Source organism: Ruegeria sp. C2 (genome assembly GCF_056537765.1).
In genome coordinates this window covers 190397-209355 of the sequence record NZ_JBQFRZ010000001.1, presented here as the reverse complement: position 1 = coordinate 209355, position 18959 = coordinate 190397, and the positions used below count along the sequence as shown (strand labels likewise).

The 18959-nt window shown below is 60.0% G+C and carries 20 protein-coding genes and 1 tRNA gene; 7 read left to right on the top strand and 14 right to left on the bottom strand.

The genetic code is table 11. The features are described from left to right. Positions 1-85: 85 nt before the first annotated feature. The 4 genes from ACR0IV_RS01070 to rlmB form a co-directional block, all read right to left on the bottom strand. Positions 86-556 carry a CoA-binding protein gene (locus ACR0IV_RS01070; protein WP_480658311.1) on the bottom strand — a complete coding sequence of 157 codons (471 nt, stop codon included), beginning with the start codon at positions 554-556 and terminating at the stop codon, positions 86-88. Positions 557-758: 202 nt separating this feature from the next. After that, complete coding sequence (locus tag ACR0IV_RS01065; protein ID WP_480658312.1) at positions 759-1220, bottom strand: YHS domain-containing (seleno)protein; 462 nt, start codon at positions 1218-1220, stop codon at positions 759-761. 78 nt (positions 1221-1298) lie between these two features. Next, positions 1299-1448: a hypothetical protein gene (locus ACR0IV_RS01060; RefSeq protein ID WP_480658313.1), complete on the bottom strand. Its 150-nt coding sequence runs from the start codon at positions 1446-1448 to the stop codon at positions 1299-1301. A 138-nt stretch (positions 1449-1586) separates the two neighbouring features. Next, the gene (gene rlmB / locus ACR0IV_RS01055) at positions 1587-2360 is read right to left on the bottom strand and encodes a 23S rRNA (guanosine(2251)-2'-O)-methyltransferase RlmB (RefSeq protein WP_480658314.1); all 774 of its coding nucleotides are present in this window, start codon (positions 2358-2360) and stop codon (positions 1587-1589) included. Between the two features lie 116 nt (positions 2361-2476). On the opposite strand from rlmB, the gene ACR0IV_RS01050 reads away from it, so the two are divergent. Further along, positions 2477-2560: transfer RNA gene (locus ACR0IV_RS01050), tRNA-Tyr, on the top strand. Between the two features lie 45 nt (positions 2561-2605). Here the strand turns inward: ACR0IV_RS01050 and ACR0IV_RS01045 are convergent. The 6 genes from ACR0IV_RS01045 to ACR0IV_RS01020 form a co-directional block, all read right to left on the bottom strand. Further along, positions 2606-4048, bottom strand: coding sequence for an ArnT family glycosyltransferase (locus tag ACR0IV_RS01045; protein ID WP_480658315.1), 1443 nt, complete (start codon positions 4046-4048; stop codon positions 2606-2608). A 156-nt stretch (positions 4049-4204) separates the two neighbouring features. Continuing rightward, complete coding sequence (locus ACR0IV_RS01040) at positions 4205-4729, bottom strand: DUF2478 domain-containing protein (protein WP_480470399.1); 525 nt, start codon at positions 4727-4729, stop codon at positions 4205-4207. 72 nt (positions 4730-4801) lie between these two features. Next, the gene (locus ACR0IV_RS01035; RefSeq protein WP_480658316.1) at positions 4802-5467 is read right to left on the bottom strand and encodes an NnrU family protein; all 666 of its coding nucleotides are present in this window, start codon (positions 5465-5467) and stop codon (positions 4802-4804) included. Between the two features lie 103 nt (positions 5468-5570). After that, positions 5571-7634, bottom strand: a complete 2064-nt coding sequence (locus ACR0IV_RS01030; RefSeq protein ID WP_480658317.1) for an ABC transporter permease — start codon at positions 7632-7634, stop codon at positions 5571-5573. Further along, on the bottom strand, positions 7631-8680 hold the full coding sequence (locus tag ACR0IV_RS01025) for a quaternary amine ABC transporter ATP-binding protein (RefSeq protein ID WP_480658318.1): 1050 nt from the start codon (positions 8678-8680) through the stop codon (positions 7631-7633). The genes ACR0IV_RS01030 and ACR0IV_RS01025 overlap by 4 nt, the downstream gene beginning before the upstream one ends. 10 nt (positions 8681-8690) lie before the next feature. After that, a complete protein-coding gene (locus tag ACR0IV_RS01020) occupies positions 8691-9641 on the bottom strand; it encodes an ABC transporter substrate-binding protein (RefSeq protein ID WP_480470403.1) in 951 nt (316 codons plus the stop codon). Between the two features lie 337 nt (positions 9642-9978). On the opposite strand from ACR0IV_RS01020, the gene ACR0IV_RS01015 reads away from it, so the two are divergent. Together ACR0IV_RS01015 and ACR0IV_RS01010 are read left to right on the top strand one after the other, a co-directional pair. Then, a complete protein-coding gene (locus ACR0IV_RS01015; protein WP_480658320.1) occupies positions 9979-10641 on the top strand; it encodes a DNA-3-methyladenine glycosylase I in 663 nt (220 codons plus the stop codon). A gap of 42 nt (positions 10642-10683) precedes the next feature. Then, on the top strand, positions 10684-11370 hold the full coding sequence (locus ACR0IV_RS01010; RefSeq protein ID WP_480658321.1) for a hypothetical protein: 687 nt from the start codon (positions 10684-10686) through the stop codon (positions 11368-11370). 3 nt (positions 11371-11373) lie between these two features. On the opposite strand, the gene ACR0IV_RS01005 is transcribed toward ACR0IV_RS01010, so the two are convergent. Further along, positions 11374-11781, bottom strand: coding sequence for a c-type cytochrome (locus ACR0IV_RS01005; protein WP_480658322.1), 408 nt, complete (start codon positions 11779-11781; stop codon positions 11374-11376). A 96-nt stretch (positions 11782-11877) separates the two neighbouring features. Between ACR0IV_RS01005 and ACR0IV_RS01000 the strand changes: the two genes are divergently transcribed. Further along, positions 11878-12315, top strand: a complete 438-nt coding sequence (locus tag ACR0IV_RS01000; protein WP_480658323.1) for a DMT family transporter — start codon at positions 11878-11880, stop codon at positions 12313-12315. Here ACR0IV_RS01000 and ACR0IV_RS00995 read toward each other — a convergent pair. Together ACR0IV_RS00995 and ACR0IV_RS00990 are read right to left on the bottom strand one after the other, a co-directional pair. After that, a complete protein-coding gene (locus ACR0IV_RS00995; protein ID WP_480658324.1) occupies positions 12299-12985 on the bottom strand; it encodes an ABC transporter ATP-binding protein in 687 nt (228 codons plus the stop codon). The genes ACR0IV_RS01000 and ACR0IV_RS00995 overlap by 17 nt on opposite strands. Continuing rightward, positions 12978-14264 (bottom strand): lipoprotein-releasing ABC transporter permease subunit, encoded by a 1287-nt coding sequence (locus ACR0IV_RS00990; RefSeq protein WP_480658325.1) that lies wholly within the window; start codon positions 14262-14264, stop codon positions 12978-12980. Before ACR0IV_RS00990 ends, ACR0IV_RS00995 begins: the two co-directional genes overlap by 8 nt. Positions 14265-14646: 382 nt before the next feature. Here ACR0IV_RS00990 and ACR0IV_RS00985 point away from each other — a divergent pair, with 382 nt between their 5' ends. Then, positions 14647-14997 (top strand): hypothetical protein, encoded by a 351-nt coding sequence (locus ACR0IV_RS00985; protein ID WP_480470410.1) that lies wholly within the window; start codon positions 14647-14649, stop codon positions 14995-14997. Between the two features lie 30 nt (positions 14998-15027). Here the strand turns inward: ACR0IV_RS00985 and proS are convergent, their stop codons facing one another. Then, the gene (gene proS / locus ACR0IV_RS00980) at positions 15028-16368 is read right to left on the bottom strand and encodes a proline--tRNA ligase (RefSeq protein WP_480470411.1); all 1341 of its coding nucleotides are present in this window, start codon (positions 16366-16368) and stop codon (positions 15028-15030) included. Positions 16369-16536: 168 nt separating this feature from the next. On the opposite strand from proS, the gene ACR0IV_RS00975 reads away from it, so the two are divergent. Then, positions 16537-17901, top strand: coding sequence for an FAD-dependent oxidoreductase (locus tag ACR0IV_RS00975; protein ID WP_480658327.1), 1365 nt, complete (start codon positions 16537-16539; stop codon positions 17899-17901). Continuing rightward, complete coding sequence (locus ACR0IV_RS00970) at positions 17901-18875, top strand: isopenicillin N synthase family dioxygenase (RefSeq protein WP_480658329.1); 975 nt, start codon at positions 17901-17903, stop codon at positions 18873-18875. Before ACR0IV_RS00975 ends, ACR0IV_RS00970 begins: the two co-directional genes overlap by 1 nt. Positions 18876-18959 lie beyond the last annotated feature (84 nt).

Genomic DNA, 18959 nt, shown 5'->3' with positions numbered 1-18959 from the left:
GTTTGTTTCTACGCTTGCGGGGAATTTGTTCGCGGATCGGACCGCGCACCGCGGTCAGGCCAAAGATGCGCAGACCGCCGGATGCCTACAGCTTAGACGAGATCACCCCGGTGGCAAACCCACCCATCCGCAATTCCCCAAACAGGCGCTGATATTCGATCTTGGGGCAGCGATTCATGACCACGTCAACCCGGCGCGCCTGCGCCTTGGCTGCGGCCTCGTCATGCTCAACACCAATCTGCATCCAGATGGTACGCAAGTCGGGAAACGCGGCCAGCGCTTCATCAACGATGGGCGGCACGGCCTCGGAGCGGCGGAATATATCAACCATATCGACGGGCTCGGTTATCTCGGACAATGAGGCCCGCACCGTCTGGCCAAACAGCAGCTTGCCCGCATGACCCGGATTGACCGGAATCACCGTGTAGCCTTTGAGCGACAGATAACGGGCGACGTAATAGCTGGGCCGCACCGGGTTCATCGATACGCCAACCACGGCCACCACCTTGGTACGCTTCAGAATATGGGTCAGGAACTCGTCGGAATAGTCAGCCATGACCGCACCATAAGCAGGAGCGCCAAAAGAAAAAAGCGCCCAGGTAAGAACCTGAGCGCCAGTTGTTGGAACGAGGGACAGTGAAATGACCCGCGGCAGTTCCATTCCGCGGTCACTGTGACATTTAAGCACGAGTTCGGCAAAAAAAAGAGGGTGCGCTCATTTTTGTGATGACAGATCACGAAATGCGGAAAACTGCCGATCACTGGTAAAGCGCTGACGGCCAGTGGACCTCGGCCTTTCTGATATTCTGCGATACGTTTTGCTTCCAGATACGTTCTATTTCCACGGAATGCGTGAGGTAGAGCTTGCCCTGAACAATCTGCCACGCCTTCGGGTCCGTACTGCTGAGCCAGCCCTTGATCATCGCATAGGCACAGTAGCCACCAAACTGCGGTGCAAAGGCGCGCGGGTTTCGTTCAAACCGATCGCGATTGTCTTCGGAGGCAAACTGCCAGCGGGCACCTTTCCAGATCAAGGCTATATCCGGATCGCCCGGCACCGGAGATCCGACCTGAAAGTAAGAGACCGCGTCGTAACCCGAGACCGCCGCGCCTTTGTCGACGTAAAACATAGGATTGTCCTGCGCCAGAGCCATTGGCGCGGCTGCAAGGCAGGTCAAACTGGTTACAAAGGAACGACGGGACAACATCAGGTGATTCATGGGCTTGATCTTCGAAGATTCTAAAATGCATATTTCCTGGTTGCTTCGAAACCCCTATGACGCCGATGTGAACATTCGCTAGTCGAACACATCCTCGATCACATCCCAGGCTTCGTCCAGCACGCGCGAAAACAGGCTTTTCTTCTTCTTTTTCTTATACTTCTGGGGTTTTCGTGCGGGTTTGTATTTTCCATCAGGCCGATCAACCAGCTTGGACTTGGGCACCATCTTGAGGTTGTGTAGCGGCGCACCACAGCTTGAGCAGCTCAGCTCATGCTGCTGCTTGCCCCTCAGAACCAGTGTAGCGCGGGTGCCGCAATAGCAGCAGGTGGCGATTTTATGCGAGGTGGAAATTGGGGCCTCCTGTCATCTGTGCTGTGACGCATATAGGGCAATCGCCGCGGCATTTGAGACGTTGAGTGACCCAAATCCACCCGCCGCGTCAATCTTGACCAGTTGATCCACCGTCTCTTTGGTCTTTTGCCGCAGACCCGGCCCCTCGGCCCCCAAAACCAGCGCGACCGGCTGCTTGCGTTTGTCGTGAAGAGCGGTCTCGATGGTTTCCTCCGCCTCGCCGTCGAGCCCGAGCACCAGAAAACCCATATTCTGCAACTCCACGATTGTATCGGCCAGATTGCGCACCCTCAGATAGGGCTGGCGTTCCAGCGCGCCGCTGGCAGTTTTGGCCAGCGCGCCGGTCTCGGGCGCCGAATGGTGCCGCGTACCGATTACGGCGCTGGCGCCCAGCACCTCGGCCGAGCGCAGAATCGCCCCAACGTTATGCGGATCGGTGACGCGGTCCAGAAGCAGCACGCGCGGGTTTTCCCGCCCGATACAGTTTTCCGCAAGCCCGCCCCAATCCAGCGGTTTCACCTCAAGCGCCGCCCCTTGGTGGACCGAACCGGGATCAATCGGAGCTGTAAATTTGCGCGGATCGACCATTTCGGCCTCGATCCCAGCAAAATCAATGGCTTCCGCCAGTTTATCACGCGCGTTCCGGGTTACGATCAGGCGCAGTTTTTGCCGTTTCGGGTTCATCAATGCATCGCGAACTGCATGCAGGCCGAACAGCCAGACGGTCTCCGAGGCCGTTGCTTTGCGTGCCTGTTCCTTCTCAACGACCCACTTTGGTTTCTTCATGTCACGGGCCTCCGGGCCGGGAATTCGGTTTCCTGCGTCAAAGCAGTATTTTCCTGTTGACGCCCTTTAGACGCGCTAGTAATCACGCCTCCACGTCAGGTGCAACGCCTGACAGTGGGCGACAGGCCGCAAGGTGTGGCAGGGGACTGTAACTCCCTCGCGGAGACGCACGCCTGGTTCGATTCCAGGGTCGCCCACCATCTTCTTCCCCAACAAATTCGCGCATCTTCGGCCCGTGGACCGGGTTATTCCGCGACCGGCGCGAAAGACAGCGACATTTCTTCACCATCGTCAAAACGATATGGGGCCGTCACCGTGACAACGCGCGCCGGATCGATATCTTCCGGAGCTTTCCTATCCGCCTCCCACACCCGCAGGACCGGGCCCGACGGCTGCATGCCGCGCTCGCTATAGATCGCTTGCCCGGGGTTTAGATAGGCGATGTTACCCGCCAGCCAATTCTGCGCGACAATGGACGCATCGGGCGGAGATTGCGCGAGTATCTGCGATGTCAGCTCAGCAAAGGGTGCTGCGCGTTTGGCGTCTCCGGCCAGGTTATAGTGCAGAATCGCGAGGCAGATCAGCCCTGCCAGACACGCGATCAACTGAGCGAATTTGCGGGTACCGGGTGCTCCGATCCGCGGCAGGAGCCATAGTGCGATGGCAGGGCCCGCAAAAATCAGAAACGGTTGCAGCCAGCGGTCCTTCACATTGGTACTGCCGCTGAACACCACAATCAGCGCCATGAGGGCCAGCGCCCAGACCAGAGTTCGCACCATCAAGCGCAACAGGTCATCCGCGGGAACCGCCGCACCCTGTTCGCGGTAGATCAGCCAAAGCGCGCCAAGGACGACCAGAAGAAGCGCCACAAAGCTCAGCGCGGCCAGCAGAAGCTCGGCCACGCCTTGCACCGCGATCAGGGCGACAGGCCCGGTGCTGGTCATGTCGAGCTTATGCGAACTTGCAAAAGCAAGCTCCGGGTTGTTGAGAATCCACAGCATCGGTGGTGTCAGCAGCAGACCCGCGATACCAAACGACAGCAGTATGCGGACCGACAGGAACGGTTTACGTGTCTCAGAATGGCTGAGCGCGGCCAGCAGCATGGCCAGCAGCGCGATGGCGTAATTGTACTTCGACAACCCACCCGCCGCGATCACCACGCCCAGCAGAACGTAGCCCTTGGTCGAAGGGTTGCGGATCAGGTGCCAAATCGCCGCAATGCTGAGTACCGAACAGAGATTGGCCAGAACGGTATGTGTCAGCGCGCGCTGCGATTCCCAACTGACCTGATAGAGCATCAGTAATGACAGCACAGCCAGCCCCGCGATCGGTGGCGTTTGCCGGGTGCGGATGGTCAGGTAGAGCGTGGCCACCGTGGCCAGCAATATTCCGTTTTTCAGCAGTGACAGACCAAGAAGGCCGGGGCCGGTGATCTGAAACACCGCCCATTGCAGCCAGGCATAAAGCGGCAGTTGCGGGCCGTAGCCCCAATCCAGCTGACGGGCGTCCAGCAGGATTTCGGCCTCGTCCAACCCAAGCGCACCGCCGGTGGCAAGCCGCAGGACAACGTGCAGAAGAAAGTAGCTGGTGAAAAGCCCGAGCCAGAAGCGATCTGTTGCCCATAATCGCGGCTTCAAACCACCATCGACAGATAGCGGATGATAAGAGCCCGACTGAAAATTGGTCATGGCGCGCCCCGACTTGCCCGGCGCGTCTGCAACTTGCAGGTCACCGGGTGCTTCGCTTGCCGAAGCTAGACCTGAAGCAAGGACACAAGTCCAGTTTTTTCACGCTTCCGTAACCGTGACAGTCAAGCGCAGCGCGGAATTGCACAATCGGTGCGTTCAGGCCGTCCGCTGCGCGCCGGTCTGGGTGATATTGTCGAGCCAGTCGGTCAGGCTGCCCAGATCGGGATCAAGCGCATCCGCCATGCCGCCTGCGAATTCCTGAAACCGTTCGATGTTGAGCTGATTGAGGCCCACCAGCACCGGAATCCCGCGTTCCAACGCGTCGGCAATAAGCGGGCGGAATCCGCGACCGTCCGCCTCGTGCTTGCCGAATTTGTTGATGATCAGAAGCTGCGGTGCGTTGTCCAGCGATTGCGTGACCAGACCGACAGCACGCTCAAGTTCGGCCGGGTCCAGACGGCAGCCGCGCGCGTTCTTGCCCAAGGACTGCGAGATGCGGATGATCTCGCCGGTGGGCAGTACCTTCAGGTCCATATCGCATTTGTAACCTTCGGCGCATTCGGTGTTGGTTTGCACCACTCCGGCCAGCGCAGTGCCCGTATCTGTCAAAGCCTCGGCAAAGGCGCTGAGCAGGCGGTCGGTGGCACCGCGATCGGTGGTTGTGACATAGGCCAGATGCATTTTGGGACCTCAAGACTTCGGATGGTGACAGATCAGATAGCACGCATAAGGTGGTTCGGCCACTCTAAGGCATCAGGGCAGCGGAGAAAGCCCGATCACAGCTTCGTGCAGATACAGGAGGGCCGCATAAGTCGCGAAGGCTGTCAGCCAGACCCAAAGACGTGGCCATGGCCGGGGCACGCGCAGGGACAGGCGTGCAGTGTTGCGGGACAGGCGAGGCCAGTCTGGCCCCATGTTGCGGGCGGTGCGCCGGTCGATCAGCCCCATGCCCATCGCGGCAAATCCGGCGAACAGGCCAAACAGGATGACATGCGACAGGCTGCCATTGGCCAGCAAGTGCGCAACCGCCCAGAGCATCAGCGCCACAAGGATCGGGTGGCGCGTGGTCCGCAGGATACCGGGGTTTTCGGGATCGAACGGGCGATGCCCCAGCCCGCCGAACGAGAACGGGTTCTGGATCGACAGCCCTACAATGGCCAACCAGCAAACGATGGGCATGGCCAGCAGTGGTATCCAGCGGAGAAGCGGGAATGGCGGGATGACCTCGACATAAGGTGCGTTGGCGGCGGCGATGACCAGCCAGCCCAGAACAGCCAACGAGACCAGTGAATAGGTCGCGAAATACCCGGTACGGCCCAGCGTGCCTATCAGCCAGCCACGTACTGCCGGGCGCGCCGGGATCATGTGGCTGAGAAGAAAGGTGGCAAGCGCTGCGAGGAAAAAGCCCCAACCGGTCATGGTCATCTCCGAACGTGTCGCGCCCGGTTTAGGGGATGGATGCGCGCTGGTCTTTGTCCAAAATCAAGTGAGGCCTGGGGCGGTTGCCCGCCCCTGCCCTATTTTACAGGCCCAGCGCCTTGCGGCGCTCCTCGGCAAAGCCCTGCACCATGCGATCGGCGATCAGGGCCAGAATGGCCATCGCTGCCCCGGCGGAGATGCCGAGCCCCACATCCGCCTGTCCCAGCGCCAGATAGATCGACTGACCCAGACCGGTGGTACCGATCAGCGCCGCGATCACCAGCATCGCAAAGGCGTAAAGAATGGTCTGGTTCAGACCCAGCAGGATGGTCGGCGCAGCATAAGGCGCGCGCACGTCACGCATGATCTGCCACTCGGTCGCTCCGCTGGAGATGGCGGCCTCCATCATTTCCTCGGGCGTGTTGACCAGCCCGTGTCGCGTGTAGCGGATCATCGGGACGATGGCGTAAGCGCAGATGGCGAGGAAAGCCGAGAATTCTCCGATCTGGAACACCATCAGAACCGGGATCAGGAACACGAACAGCGGGATCGTCTGCAGCATGTCGCAGATCGGGCGCACGATGGTCCAGACCGGCGACCAGACCGCACTGGCCAGACCGATCAGCCCGCCCAGCACGGCGCAGAAGAACACCGCCGCGCCGCTGAGGTAAAGCGACAGCAAGGCGCGTTCCCACAAGCCCGAAACGAGGATGGTGCAGAGCAGCCCCACCGAAAGCGCTGCAAGCCGCCAGCCTCCGGCGACCCAGCCCAAAGCGGCAGCGCCGGTCAGGACAAAGGGCCATGGCAGGTTGGCAATACCGGTTTCCAGCATGCCGATCAGGATCAGAACCACCAGCCCTCCGGTCAGGTGCCCGCGCCATGCCATCAAAAGGGCAATTGCGGCACCAATGGCAAAGAGGCCGTAGCTCATGGCCGGTGTCCATGCAAAACCCCAAGTGAAGGGCAGCACTGCCTGATCCAGTCCGATCCGCAGCGGCAGAAGCACATAGAACAGCGAGTTGTTCTTGAGCGCATCCAGCCACGGCCCGTTGGCCTGCGTGAACGCGGTCAGGCCGCTGTCGATGGCCCCGGCCATCGGGTCCAGCACGGTCAGCTCGGACGGGTTCGGCAGCCACGCCCAAAAGGCGGCTGTGAACAGCACGGCAAAACCCAGCATCGCCCAGACAACGCGGCTGTCATAGCGTTTGCGCTCGGTGGCCAGAGTACCGCTCATCCGGTCGATAACAACAGCGAAGACGACGATAACGAGGCCAGCCATCAGGGATTCACCGAACTGCGCCTTGCGCATGGTCAGCAGAACCTCCCATCCGATGTCGTTGAAGCCACCGATGACGGCGGCAATGATGACCATCGACAGGGCGGCCATCAGGCACTGGTTCACACCGACCATGATCTGTGTCGTGGCGGCGGGGATTTCGACCTGAAACAGTTGTTGGATCCGAGTGCCGCCGGACATGATGGCGGCCTCTTTGATCTCGGATTCGACCCGTTCCAGCCCCAGCATCACGTTACGCGCCATAGGCGGCGCCGCATAGATGGCCGAGGCGATCAGGCCGACCACCGGACCAAAACCAAAGAGCAGCAGCAGCGGCGTCAGGTAGGCAAAGGTCGGCACGGTTTGCATGATATCCAGCACCGCTTGCACAAACACCTTCACGCGCGGGACTTCGTTGGCGAGGATACCAATCGCGCCGCCCATGATCAGAGCAACGGGCACGGATACGGCGACAAGGGCCAGCGTGTTCATGCTCTCGGCCCAATAGCCCGAGGCCAGAACGAAACTGAGGCCGATAAAGCCCAGTGCCGCCATCGGCAAACCACCCAGATACCAGCCGAGGGCAGTCACGATGCCGATCAGGATCGGCCAAGGGGTGTTGCCCAGCACATAGTTGGCAGCATCCATCGGATAGGTCATCAGGTCCGAAAACAGCCGCATGGCCGGTTTGATACCATTCAGAAACCAGTCGAGAAACGCCCCGACCCATTGGGTTGCAGGCAGTTCCCACGCGGCGGGCCATTTGACCAGCCACGGGGCCACGCCCTCCAGCGCGAGACAAACCGCGCCAACGATCACGGTGATCAGGGCAGCCTGCGCCCCTGCGGTCAGGCGCGCTTGCTGCGCGGGGATGTCCGTCACGGCGGTCATGCTTCATCCACCTGCAAGGCGGCGGCGAGATCGGACGGATGAACCGTGCCGACAACATTGCCGTCTGCATCACGAACGGGCACGGGCTCATAAAGTTCCATGCAATGCGCAAGCGCGGCATCCAGCGTCATCGAGGTGGTCAGGCCAGGATCATCGGGGCCGCAGCCGGTCTCGTCCCGCATAACCGAAGCAACCTTGGCGTGCTGACCTTTGGCCACATCCTTCGAGAATTCGCGCACATAGTCGTCTACCGGGCGCAAAACGATATCCGTGGGCGTGCCGATCTGAACGATCTTGCCATCGCGCATGATGGCGATGCGGTCGGCCAGCTTCAGCGCCTCTTGAATGTCGTGGGTGATGAAGACGATGGATTTCTTCAACGTCGCCTGAATGCGCAGGAATTCGTCCTGCAACTGGCGGCGGATCAGCGGATCGAGAGCCGAGAACGGCTCGTCCAGGAACCAGATGTCCGGGTTCACCGCAAGGCTGCGCGCGATCCCCACGCGCTGGCGCTGGCCGCCTGAAAGCTGCCGGGGGAAGCTGTCTTCGCGGCCTTCCAGACCAACCAGAGAAATCACTTCCTGCGCGCGGGCCAGACGTTCCTTTTTGCCTACGCCCTGCACCCGCAGCGGATAGGCCACGTTTTCAGCCACGGTCATATGCGGGAACAAGCCGAAATGCTGGAATACCATGCCCAGCTTCTTGCGCCGCAGATCGGTCAGCACCTTCTTGGACGCGCCGATGACGTTCTCGCCATCCACACGGATTTCACCACCCGTACCGGGCAGCAATTGCGAGATGCATCGGATCAGCGTCGATTTACCTGAACCAGACAGGCCCATGATGACGAAAAGCTCGCCCTCTTTGACCTCGAAATTGGCGTCCTGAACGGCGGGGATGAAACCCTGTTCACGCAGATCGGTGGCGGCTTTGTCGGCGTCATTCCCTGACCGAGACAGCGCGTCGGCCAGGGCTTTGTCAGCACCGGTGCCAAACACCTGCCAGAGGTTCTGGCAGGCGATGGCTGGCGTCGTAGCGTCAGTCACTTAGGCAAGCTCACTGCGTTGCCGCGTCAACGACCGGACGCCACTTGTCTTCGTTTTCGGCCATCCATGCCGCAACGACTTCTTCGACCGCGCCACCGTCGACGTCAATCGCGCCCATCATCGGTTGCTGATCTTCGACCGACAACTGATAGTTGGTCAGGATCTCATAGGCGGCGGGCCATTTGTCTGCCATGCCGCTCCAGCCCGCTTTGAAGATGCGCGAAGGCGAGAAGTCGCAATCGTTTACCGCGTTGGGGTTCGGGCCCCATGCGGGATCGTTAAAGCACGCCTCTTCGCCCGCAGGCAGTTCAACGAACTGCACGTCGTAGGCCGACATCGCCCAATGCGGCTGCCAGAAGGTGATGAGCAGCGGCGACTTACGCTCGGTCGACGCACGCAGTTCAGCGATCAGCGCGCCTTCGGAACCGGCAGGAACGGCTTTGAAGGGAAGCTCAAGACCGGTCATACGATCAGCACCCGGTGTACCCCAATCGGCGGGGTAGTCGACCAGACGGCCACCGGGCAGAGTTTCAGCCGTTGCAAAGACCTGAGCACACTCTTTCAGCGCTTCCCAGGCGGGCAGGCCCGGGCACAGTTCAGCCACGTGTGCGGGATAGGCAATACCTTCCTTGGCATTCAGGCCCAGATCACCGATTTCGACAACAGTGCCCTCGTCGATCTTCTTGGCATATTCGTCGGACACGTTGGAGGACCAGATTTCCAGCGTCGCGTCGATGTCACCATCCGCCAGCGCCTGGAACTGATTCATCATACCGGCGGTCACGTACTCCACGTTGTAGCCTGCGGCCTTCAGCATCTCACCCGCCACATGTGTGGTGACATGCTGACCGGTCCACTCGTTGATCGCCAGCTTGATCGGCTCGTCCACCGCGCCCATGTCGGCGGCCTGGGCCGACCCGGCAACGGCGAGGGCCAAAAGGCTTACGCTAAGCTTTTTCATGATTTTACTCCCTGTTTTATTCTACTTGCCCTTCATCGCACCAAAGTACGCTGGGGAATTCAATGGTAATAGCACCTGACGCAACATGCACAAATTCGACCGGAAAAGGAAAGGGAACAGTAAAACCCGCCGCAAGTTTCCGCGCCGGGCTCAAAGTCAGCCCACTTATCCAGTCCCGACCGCTTTCTCATGCATAAGCAAGGTACCGTTCATGTCGCCAGGTTAGGGATATTGATTGACTAGTCAATTATAAAAAGACTCTGCAGCTGCGACGCCACAATCACCCTTGTCACGCGAACTCAAATAAGACCAACTTCGAGCGAAGGGAGATCAGGCAATGCATCATTTTGACGATATCTTTGATATGGCGGCCAACCGTCATGGCGGGCCCGATGCATTGGAGGCCAAGCTGAGCAAACCGAAAACCCCTGCCGAGCTTGCAGCACTGCCTGAGGATCGGTGGCTGTCCATCATCACCAAGACCGTGTTTCAGGCCGGATTCAACTGGAAGGTCATCGAGTCGAAATGGGAGGGCTTTGAGACCGCCTTCGACGGATTCGATGTCGGGCGTTGCGCCTTTATGGATGACGAGAAATTCGACGCCTTGCTGCAGGACACGCGGATTGTGCGCAACGGAACCAAGATTGCCGCCGTGCGCGACAACGCGGCCTTTTTGCTGGAACTGAGAGAAGAAGGCGGTGCTGGGCAGGTGCTGGGCGGGTGGCCTTCAACGGATTTCATCGGCCTGTTGGCAATGCTGGGCAAACGCGGCTCACGACTGGGCGGTACAACCGCTCAATTCGCGATGCGCTTTGCCGGACGGGACGGTTTCATGCTGTCCCGCGATGTGACTGCGCGGCTGATCGCCGAAGGGGTCATCGATAAACCCGCCACATCGAAAAAGGCCATGGCGGCAGTTCAGGAGGCATTCAACACCTGGATGGACCAATCCGGGCGCTCACTGACCGAAATCAGCCGGGTTCTGGCGATGAGCTTGTGAAAACGGCTTGCAGAGACGGGCGGGCGTATTAGGCTTTGTAATATGGCCCGCCCCCTGCTGATTTTGATCATGTTGCTATTTGCATCCTGCGGTCGCCCCCTGACCGAGCATGAACGCGCATTTGCCGCGAACATTCAGGGCGATACGCTGAACCTCGATCGGGTGCGACTGGTCGAGGGCGCTCCGGTCGCGGCGATCACATATAAACGCAAGGCCCGCCCGAGGTTGGCTTGTCGCGAGCGGATTCTGCCGCCGGTGAAAGAGGAAGTCGTCACCGGGAGGCCCGCAGCCGTTGCACTGTTCAATCGGGTGTACTTTACCCGCGACTGGTATCTGGACGATTACATGTCGCAATACCCCGAGCGAGTGAACCTGATCGCCGCGATGTTGCTGGCGCATGAGTTAACCCACGTATGGCAATGGCAGAATCGCGAGGTCACAGGCTACCATCCGTTGCGCGCCGCGGCTGAGCACGGGCGCAACGACGACCCTTATCTGTTCGATCTGGAGACGTCGCCCGACTTCCTGTCCTACGGCTTCGAACAGCAGGGTGCCATTGTCGAGGAATATGTCTGCTGTCGTGCACTGGACCCGGATGCACCGCGCACCAAACGGCTGCACGATATGCTGAGCGCGCATTTCGATGTTTCGACCTTACCTGGCAACAGGCGCGAAAGCGCCGTGGAGTTGCCTTGGGCGGGGGTAGAGGTTGAAGGCATCTGCCGCTGAGGCTCAGCCCTCTTGCAGGGTTTTCAGAAAGGCGACCAGATCGGCGATGGGCTTGCTGGTCAGGATGGGCTGTCCGGCCGGGGTTTTGATCGCGGTGTCATTGCCTTCAAAAAAGGGGCCATAGACAGGCATGGGGCTGCCGTGGCTGACCAAAGGATCGCGTCCGTCGATCCGCGACACCACACGAGCGGTCGGGAAGACACCATCCGCATCGGCCAGAACCTTCAGATTTGTTGGCTGGATTACCAGCACCCCGGCCATCGGCCCGTGCCCTGTTGCGTCCAACCCGTGACAGGTGGCGCAATAGTGCTGATAAAGCTCAGCCCCCGCTTCGACGTCCTGCGCCAATGCGGATTGCGGTATCGTAAAGAGCGCAGCCAGCGAAGCTGCGCCAAGTGTCGACCGGATCATGCTTTTCTTCCTTCTGCCTTGCAAATCGAGACTTGCCCGACAGCCTTGCGGGCGCAATGATCCAGATCAACGAAACCGGAGCAGGGATCAAAGGCAATGACACAATACGCAGCCATCATGCTGGCCGCAGGGATCGGCGTTCCCATCCTTGCCGCCCTGAACGCTGCCTTGGGCAGGCTGATCGGATCACCCAATGCGGCGGCGGTGGTCCTGTTTGCCATCGCTTTTGTGGCCTCGGCCCTGGCGCTGCTGGTGCTCGGTGGCGGTGAAGCCTTCGCCAAGATCGCGCAAGCCCCGCGACATCTGCTGTTGGGCGGTATTCTGATCGCGTTTTACGTGCTGTCGATCACCCATGTCGCTCCGCATTTCGGGGTGGGCAATGCGGTGTTTTTTGTGCTGCTGGGCCAGTTGATCAGCACGGCAGCGATTGACCATTTCGGCCTGTTCGGCGCTCAGGTCACACCGCTGACCCTGATGCGGGCGGGCGGCATTGCGGTGATGGCGATCGGTGTCGCAATCACGCAGCTGGCCTGAGCACGCCCCCCTCCAGCCGCAACACGCGGTCCATCCGCGCCGCCAGATCAAGGTTATGCGTGGCGATCAGCGCCGAGAGCCCCTCGTCCCTCACCAGCGCCATCAACGCCGCAAACACCTGATCCGAGGTTTCGGGGTCCAGATTGCCGGTTGGCTCATCCGCCAGCAGCACGCGCGGCTGATTGGCCAGCGCCCGGCAAAAGGCCACACGCTGTTGTTCCCCGCCCGACAAGGCCGCTGGCCGATGATCTGCGCGCGCCGCGACGCCGACACGGTCAAGCAACTGCATCGCCCGCGTCTGTGCCGTTTTTTCTGATGCGCCGTTGGCCAGTTGCGGCAGTACGATATTCTCAAGCGCCGTAAACTCGGGCAGCAGGTGATGGAATTGGTAGACAAAGCCCACGTCGCGCCGCCGGATCGCCGTGCGTGTGCGGTCTCCTTTGCCCGTTGCCCCCTGCCCTGCGATCTCGACCTCGCCGGTATCCGGCGTGTCCAGCAAGCCCGCGATATGCAGCAGGGTCGATTTGCCCGCGCCTGATGGCGCAACCAGCGCCACGGCCTCACCCGCGCGCAGTTCCAGATCGGCACCGCGCAGCACCTGAACCTCGCCGGGCGTGCCCGGAAGATAGGTTTTGGTCAGGCTGTTCAGCCTCAGCGTCACATCATTCATAGCGCAGCGCCTCAACCGGGTTCAGCCGGGCCGCACGGCGGGCCGGAAAATAAGTGACGAGGAAGGACAGGCCCAGTGACAGGCCGATGGCCTTCAGAACATCGCTCAGATGCAATTCAGCGGGCAAGGCATAGATGCCGCGAATGGAGGGGTCCCAGACGCCACCACCCATGATGTAGTTCACGAACGAGAAAATCGGGTCGATGTAGATCGCGAAGAGACACCCCAGAATGACCCCCATCGCGGTGCCGATGATACCTGTGAACGCGCCGCAGATGAAGAACACCCGCAACACCGAGCCTTCGCTGAGTCCGATTGTGCGTAGGATGCCAATGTCACGGCCCTTGTTCTTCACCAACATGATCAGGCCCGACACGATGTTCATCGCCGCGATCAGCACGAGGATCGACAGAATGATGAACATCACGTTGTCTTCGACCTCTAACGCGCGCAGGAACCCGCCCGAGGCGTCCTGCCAGGTCCAGATCTGGCTGCGCTCTCCAGCGGCTTCGAGGATCGGGATCAGGATCGGCGTCAGCTCTTCCGGGCGTTCGACCATCACCTCGATCTCGTCCGCCACACCTTCACGGTTGAAGAAACTCTGCGCCTCGGCAAACGGCATGTAGACCCGGGTGCGGTCGATGTCGTAGCGCCCGGCGGAGAAGACATAGACCACCTCATAAGCGTTCACGCGTGGAGACGTCCCAAAAGCGGTTTTCACCCCATTGGGCGAGGTCAGCTTTACCCGATCCCCCACCGTCGCCCCGATGGATCGTGCCACGCCCGAACCGATGGCGATACCTTCGGCGAACCGGGACAGGTCACCATAGGCTTGCTCGCTCTCGGCGATACCCGGCAAGTCGGCCAGATCGTCGGGGCGGATGCCAAAGACCTGCACGCCCGCGCTGCGGTCGGCGTTGGTGATCAATACCTGTCCTTTGACAAGCGGGGCGGCACGCTCGACCCCCGGCACCTGTGCGATCCGATCCGCCATACCGTCGAAATCAGTGATGGTGCGATCCAGCCGACCCTGTGCATTGACCTCACCTGCCGAGAAAACGGTGACATGCGCGTTGGCCCCCAGAATGGTGCCCACGAATTCTGACCGGAACCCGGACCGCACCGCCAGCGTCGCGATCAGCGCAAACACCGCCAGCGTGATCCCGATCAGCGAAATCCACGTCATCACGCTGACGCCGCCCTCGGCGCGGCGGGCACGCAGATAGCGCCAGGCGATTTTCCATTCGAATGGGGCGAAGGGCGGTGGTGTCTTGGCCATGCTGCCTCGGTGATCGGTTTGGCGCGACCCTCTCGGCATTTCGCCCAATGGTCAAGCCGGTTCTCACCTCGTGAACCCGGCTCGGCAAATCTGCGGCTCACTGGGCGCGGCTCGGAACCCGAATCGATATGAGCTCATGTCTGACGGCTCTGTCTTCGCGGGAAAGGTTCGAATTTCAATTATACCGGTGGTTGTGAACACCTTCACAGACAAGGGCTTATTGTTTCAGCTATGAAGTCAATGTGAAACGTTAGCGGGTCAACTGAGTCACAATCGCAACATTGGACGCGCAATTTTATTTCACAAATTGATTATTGTGAGAAACTTTGTACCCTATATTTGGGGGACACATTTTAAAGAGTTAAGAGCGGAGGTACGCTCAATGAGTATTCAGGAACACATAGAAGGATCGGGCCCGTTTATAGCCCGGCCAGCAGCAACGGAATTGGATTGTGAAAGCGCCGCATTGTTAAGGGCCGCGATCCGCCCCTTGTTCAGCAGCGCAGCAAGCTGGTCCAGCCTGGCAGATATTCTCAAAGACAAGGGATATCATCTGGCATTTCGTCAGGGACGTCTGTGCATCACGGACCGAAAGACCGGAGATCGCATTTGCGGCCTGCGGTTCCTTGGTTTCGAACTGCGCGATCTGGTCCGGCGCATGGGACGCCCCATTGTCATCGCGCGCGGCAGCGACGCGGATGGGGACATCGTGTCGGTGCGCCCAGCACCCTGAACGCACGCAATCAAATTTACATCGCCTTGATCAGGCGATGCCCTGATAGATTTCCGCGACTTTGGTCACGGCTGCCTCGGGGCTAAGTTCTTCGCTTTCACCCGTGCGGCGGCAGGTCAGTTCAACCACACCGTTCTTCAGACCACGCGGACCCACGGTGATCCGCCACGGCAGACCGATCAGGTCCATGGTGGCAAACTTGCCCCCCGCCCGTTCATTCCGATCATCATAAAGCGGCTCCAAGCCCAGCGCCGTCAGCGCGCCGTAGATTTTCTCGCAAGCCGCGTCCGCCTCTTCGTCACCTTGCTTCAGGTTCACAATGCCGCAATGGAACGGTGTCACGCCTTCGGGCCAGATGATGCCCTTGTCGTCATGGCTGGCCTCGATGATTGCGCCGATCAGGCGGCTGACGCCGATACCATGGCTGCCCATGTGAACGGGAACCGGCTTGCCATCCGGTCCTTGGACGGTTGCGCCCAGAGGTTCGGAATACTTGGTACCGAAATAGAAGATCTGGCCAACTTCGATACCGCGCGCCACGCGGCGACGCTCTTCCGGGATCTGGTTGAACAGCGCTTCGTCATGAGTTTCGTCGGTGCGCGCGTATTTCGAGGTGAACTCTTCGAGGATCGCCTGGCACTGCTCGCGGCTGTCATAGTCGATCTCGCGGTCGCCAAAGGTCAGATCGGTGACTGCGCTGTCATAGAACACCTCGGATTCCCCGGTATCTGCGAGCACGAGGAATTCGTGGGTGTCGTCTCCGCCGATCGGGCCTGAGTCTGCACGCATCGGGATGGCTTGCAGACCCATGCGTTCATAGGTGCGCAGATAGCTGACCAGATGGCGGTTATAGGCGTGCAGCGCGTCCTCTTTGGTCAGGTCGAAATTGTAGCCGTCCTTCATATAGAACTCGCGCCCCCGCATCACGCCGAAACGCGGGCGGATTTCGTCGCGGAACTTCCACTGGATCTGGTAGAGCGTCAGCGGCAGATCTTTGTAGCTGCTTACATGACCGCGGAAGATATCGGTCACCAGTTCTTCGGCCGTCGGAGTATAGAGCATGTCGCGGTCATGCCGGTCTTTCATCCGCAGCATTTCCTGACCGTAGTCATCATAGCGTCCGGATTCGCGCCACAGGTCTGCCGATTGCAGGATCGGCATCTGGATCGCGATATGCCCTGCCCGCGCCTGTTCCTCGTGCACGATGTTTTCCAGCTTGCGCAAGACTTTGAAGCCCAGAGGCAACCAGGAATAAATCCCGGCCGCAGCCTGCTTGATCATTCCTGCGCGCAGCATCAGCCGGTGGCTGACGATCTGAGCCTCGGAGGGGTTTTCCTTGAGAACGGGCAGAAAGTAACGGCTGAGGCGCATTGTTTAACCTTTAAAGGTGAATTTCGACATCAAAAGGTGATTATGCCAAAGCCTCGCCGGGGGCAATCGCGCATTGGCGATTTTGCGACCCAAGGTCAGTCGGTTTTTTGATTGACCCGCCAGTCAGGGTTCTGAATTCTGACAAGACTGCAATTTCATGAGGCGCCCATGCAGACCATCCAGGAACCCGCTCGCCAAATCCCCGTGATCCACCAAACCGACATTCTGGTGGTCGGCTCAGGCCCTGCCGGGTTGGCCGCCGCGCTGGCTGCCGCGCGCGCGGGAGCAGAGGTTACCATCATGGATCGCTTCGGCTGCATGGGCGGCAACATTACCGCGGTCGGTGTCGAGGGGTTTGCCTGGTATCGCCATGAGCAAACCGTCGAAGCGGGTGGCATCGGGATGGAGTTCGAGACCCGCGCCAAGGATATGGGCGCTGCCGTGCCCGAGAGCCAGTCGCTGAGTTATGAGTTGGACAGCGAAGGTTTCAAACTGGTCGCAGATCGCCTGATCGAAGAGGCGGGCGTACATCCCATGCTGCATCGGCAGTTCGTAGCTCCGATTATGGAGGGTGACCGGATCACCGGCGTGATCACCGAATCCAAAGCCGGGCGCGAAGCGATTCTGGCCCGTGTCGTGATTGACGCCACCGGCGATGCCGATGTGGCCCATCGTGCGGGTGCCCCGACACATAAGACCCCGCGTGAAGACATGATGGCCGCATCGGTCATGTTCCATCTGGCGGGCGTGGACAAACGCGCCTTTATGGAAGGCGTCAAGGCCGATCCGCAGACCTACAAGGACTGGGGGGGTGGCGGAGAGTGGAATATCGAAACCTCGGGCAAAGAGGACGACATGTTCTCTCCGTTTGTGAAAAAGCCTTTCCAGCAGGCCATAGAAGAGGGGCTGATCCCGCCGCATCTGAACACCATCGCGGGCACCTGGGGCGCGATGCATGATACCGGGGAGCTGACCTATATGAACCTGATCCACCTGGATCAGGTCGACGGCACGGACCCCGATAGTTTGACGCGGGGTGAGATCGAAGGGCGCCGTCAAACGATGCTGGCCATCGACGCACTGCGCCGTTTCATGCCCGGTTGCGAAAACGCCCGTTTGCGGAATTTCGGAATGACCATCGGCATTCGCGATACCCGCAAGATCGACGCGGTTTACAACATGACCGAGGATGATGCTCGCCATCAGGGTCGGTTCGAGGATACAATCGGTATCTATCCGGAATTCATCGACGGCTATGGCATTCTGATCCTGCCGACGACGGGGCGCTACATGCAGGTCCCTTATCGCTCGATGCTGCCGAAAGGCATCAAGGGCCTTCTGGTCGCCGGGCGGTCGCATGGGGCGGATCGGGTCGCCCACGCAGCGACGCGCAATATGGCCTGCTGCGCGGTCATGGGTCAGGGCGCGGGTATTGCCGCGGCTATATCTTTGAAAAGCAATCAGGAACTCGACAATATGAACCTGACCCCCGTGCATCGGGAACTGGAGCGGCAAGGTGTGAGGATCACCTGATGGACCATATCCCAACCATCGACATCGCTCCGCTCGCCAATCCTGCTGATCCGCAGTTTCAGGCCACAGTCGCGCAGATCATGGACGCGTGCACAAGCATCGGGTTTCTGTCGATCACCGGAACAGGCATTGAACCTGAAAGCATTGATCAGGTACGCGACTGCGTGCGGGCGATCTTTGATATCGAAGAGACCAGCAAATGGGATCAGGCCATCACCCGCGAAAATTATCGTGGGTATATCCCGATGGGATTCTTTACGCCCAATGATGGTTCGGGCGCGGCAGACAAGTACGAAGGGTACAAGCTGCATTTCGAAGCGGCTGAGAATGCTCCGATCCGAGCGGATTGCCCGCTTTACGGTCCCAACATCTGGCCTCGCGAAGTGCCGCAGGCTTGCGATGTGATCCTGAGTTACTGGCGACAGTTGGATGGCGTGACCGATCTGCTGCTGGGCGCGTTGGAGGTGGGGCTTGCGGTGTCGCCAGATACCCTGCGCGCGGCATTTCGCGATCCGATGACCAATATGACCCTGCTGCATTATCCGCCGCAGGCCCCGGATGAAGGCGGCTATGGCATCCACCCGCACAAGGATACCGACGCGCTGACGATCATCGCACCCGATCCGGTCGGTGGACTTGAAGTGCAAACCCGCACCGGAGGCTGGATTACGCCAGACTGTCCACCCGGCGGTTTCGTGGTCAATATCGGCGACATGCTGGAGCTGTGGTCAGGCGGGCGGTTGAAATCGACCCCGCACCGGGTTGTCAATCGATCCGGGCGTGAACGCTATTCCTTCCCCTATTTTGCTGTCCCACGCCACGATGTGGTGGTCGCACCGCTGCTACCCGCCCTGCCCGGCTTTGACCGGCCTTCGGTACATTGCGGACATTGGTCGGCGGAAATCTGGCGCACCAACTGGCCTGACGAAACGGCCACGGGGGATACTCCGGAACTGGGCACTCTGACCGACTGACGCATGAAAACCGCGCCCGATGAACCGCTTGCATCATGGGGCATCATGGGTCAAGAACACGGCAACGCTGTGCAACGAGGGAGG

Coding starts and splice junctions, on each gene's coding strand:
- ACR0IV_RS01000 (WP_480658323.1), top strand. CDS start 11,878: ATGACACAATACGCAGCCATCATGCTGGCCGCAGGGATCGGCGTTCCC.
- ACR0IV_RS01035 (WP_480658316.1), bottom strand. CDS start 5,467: ATGACCGGTTGGGGCTTTTTCCTCGCAGCGCTTGCCACCTTTCTTCTC.
- ACR0IV_RS00985 (WP_480470410.1), top strand. CDS start 14,647: ATGAGTATTCAGGAACACATAGAAGGATCGGGCCCGTTTATAGCCCGG.
- proS (WP_480470411.1), bottom strand. CDS start 16,368: ATGCGCCTCAGCCGTTACTTTCTGCCCGTTCTCAAGGAAAACCCCTCC.
- ACR0IV_RS01060 (WP_480658313.1), bottom strand. CDS start 1,448: ATGGTGCCCAAGTCCAAGCTGGTTGATCGGCCTGATGGAAAATACAAA.
- ACR0IV_RS01020 (WP_480470403.1), bottom strand. CDS start 9,641: ATGAAAAAGCTTAGCGTAAGCCTTTTGGCCCTCGCCGTTGCCGGGTCG.
- ACR0IV_RS00975 (WP_480658327.1), top strand. CDS start 16,537: ATGCAGACCATCCAGGAACCCGCTCGCCAAATCCCCGTGATCCACCAA.
- ACR0IV_RS01070 (WP_480658311.1), bottom strand. CDS start 556: ATGGCTGACTATTCCGACGAGTTCCTGACCCATATTCTGAAGCGTACC.
- ACR0IV_RS01005 (WP_480658322.1), bottom strand. CDS start 11,781: ATGATCCGGTCGACACTTGGCGCAGCTTCGCTGGCTGCGCTCTTTACG.
- ACR0IV_RS00995 (WP_480658324.1), bottom strand. CDS start 12,985: ATGAATGATGTGACGCTGAGGCTGAACAGCCTGACCAAAACCTATCTT.
- ACR0IV_RS00970 (WP_480658329.1), top strand. CDS start 17,901: ATGGACCATATCCCAACCATCGACATCGCTCCGCTCGCCAATCCTGCT.
- ACR0IV_RS01045 (WP_480658315.1), bottom strand. CDS start 4,048: ATGACCAATTTTCAGTCGGGCTCTTATCATCCGCTATCTGTCGATGGT.
- ACR0IV_RS00990 (WP_480658325.1), bottom strand. CDS start 14,264: ATGGCCAAGACACCACCGCCCTTCGCCCCATTCGAATGGAAAATCGCC.
- ACR0IV_RS01015 (WP_480658320.1), top strand. CDS start 9,979: ATGCATCATTTTGACGATATCTTTGATATGGCGGCCAACCGTCATGGC.
- rlmB (WP_480658314.1), bottom strand. CDS start 2,360: ATGAAGAAACCAAAGTGGGTCGTTGAGAAGGAACAGGCACGCAAAGCA.
- ACR0IV_RS01040 (WP_480470399.1), bottom strand. CDS start 4,729: ATGCATCTGGCCTATGTCACAACCACCGATCGCGGTGCCACCGACCGC.
- ACR0IV_RS01065 (WP_480658312.1), bottom strand. CDS start 1,220: ATGAATCACCTGATGTTGTCCCGTCGTTCCTTTGTAACCAGTTTGACC.
- ACR0IV_RS01010 (WP_480658321.1), top strand. CDS start 10,684: ATGGCCCGCCCCCTGCTGATTTTGATCATGTTGCTATTTGCATCCTGC.
- ACR0IV_RS01030 (WP_480658317.1), bottom strand. CDS start 7,634: ATGACCGCCGTGACGGACATCCCCGCGCAGCAAGCGCGCCTGACCGCA.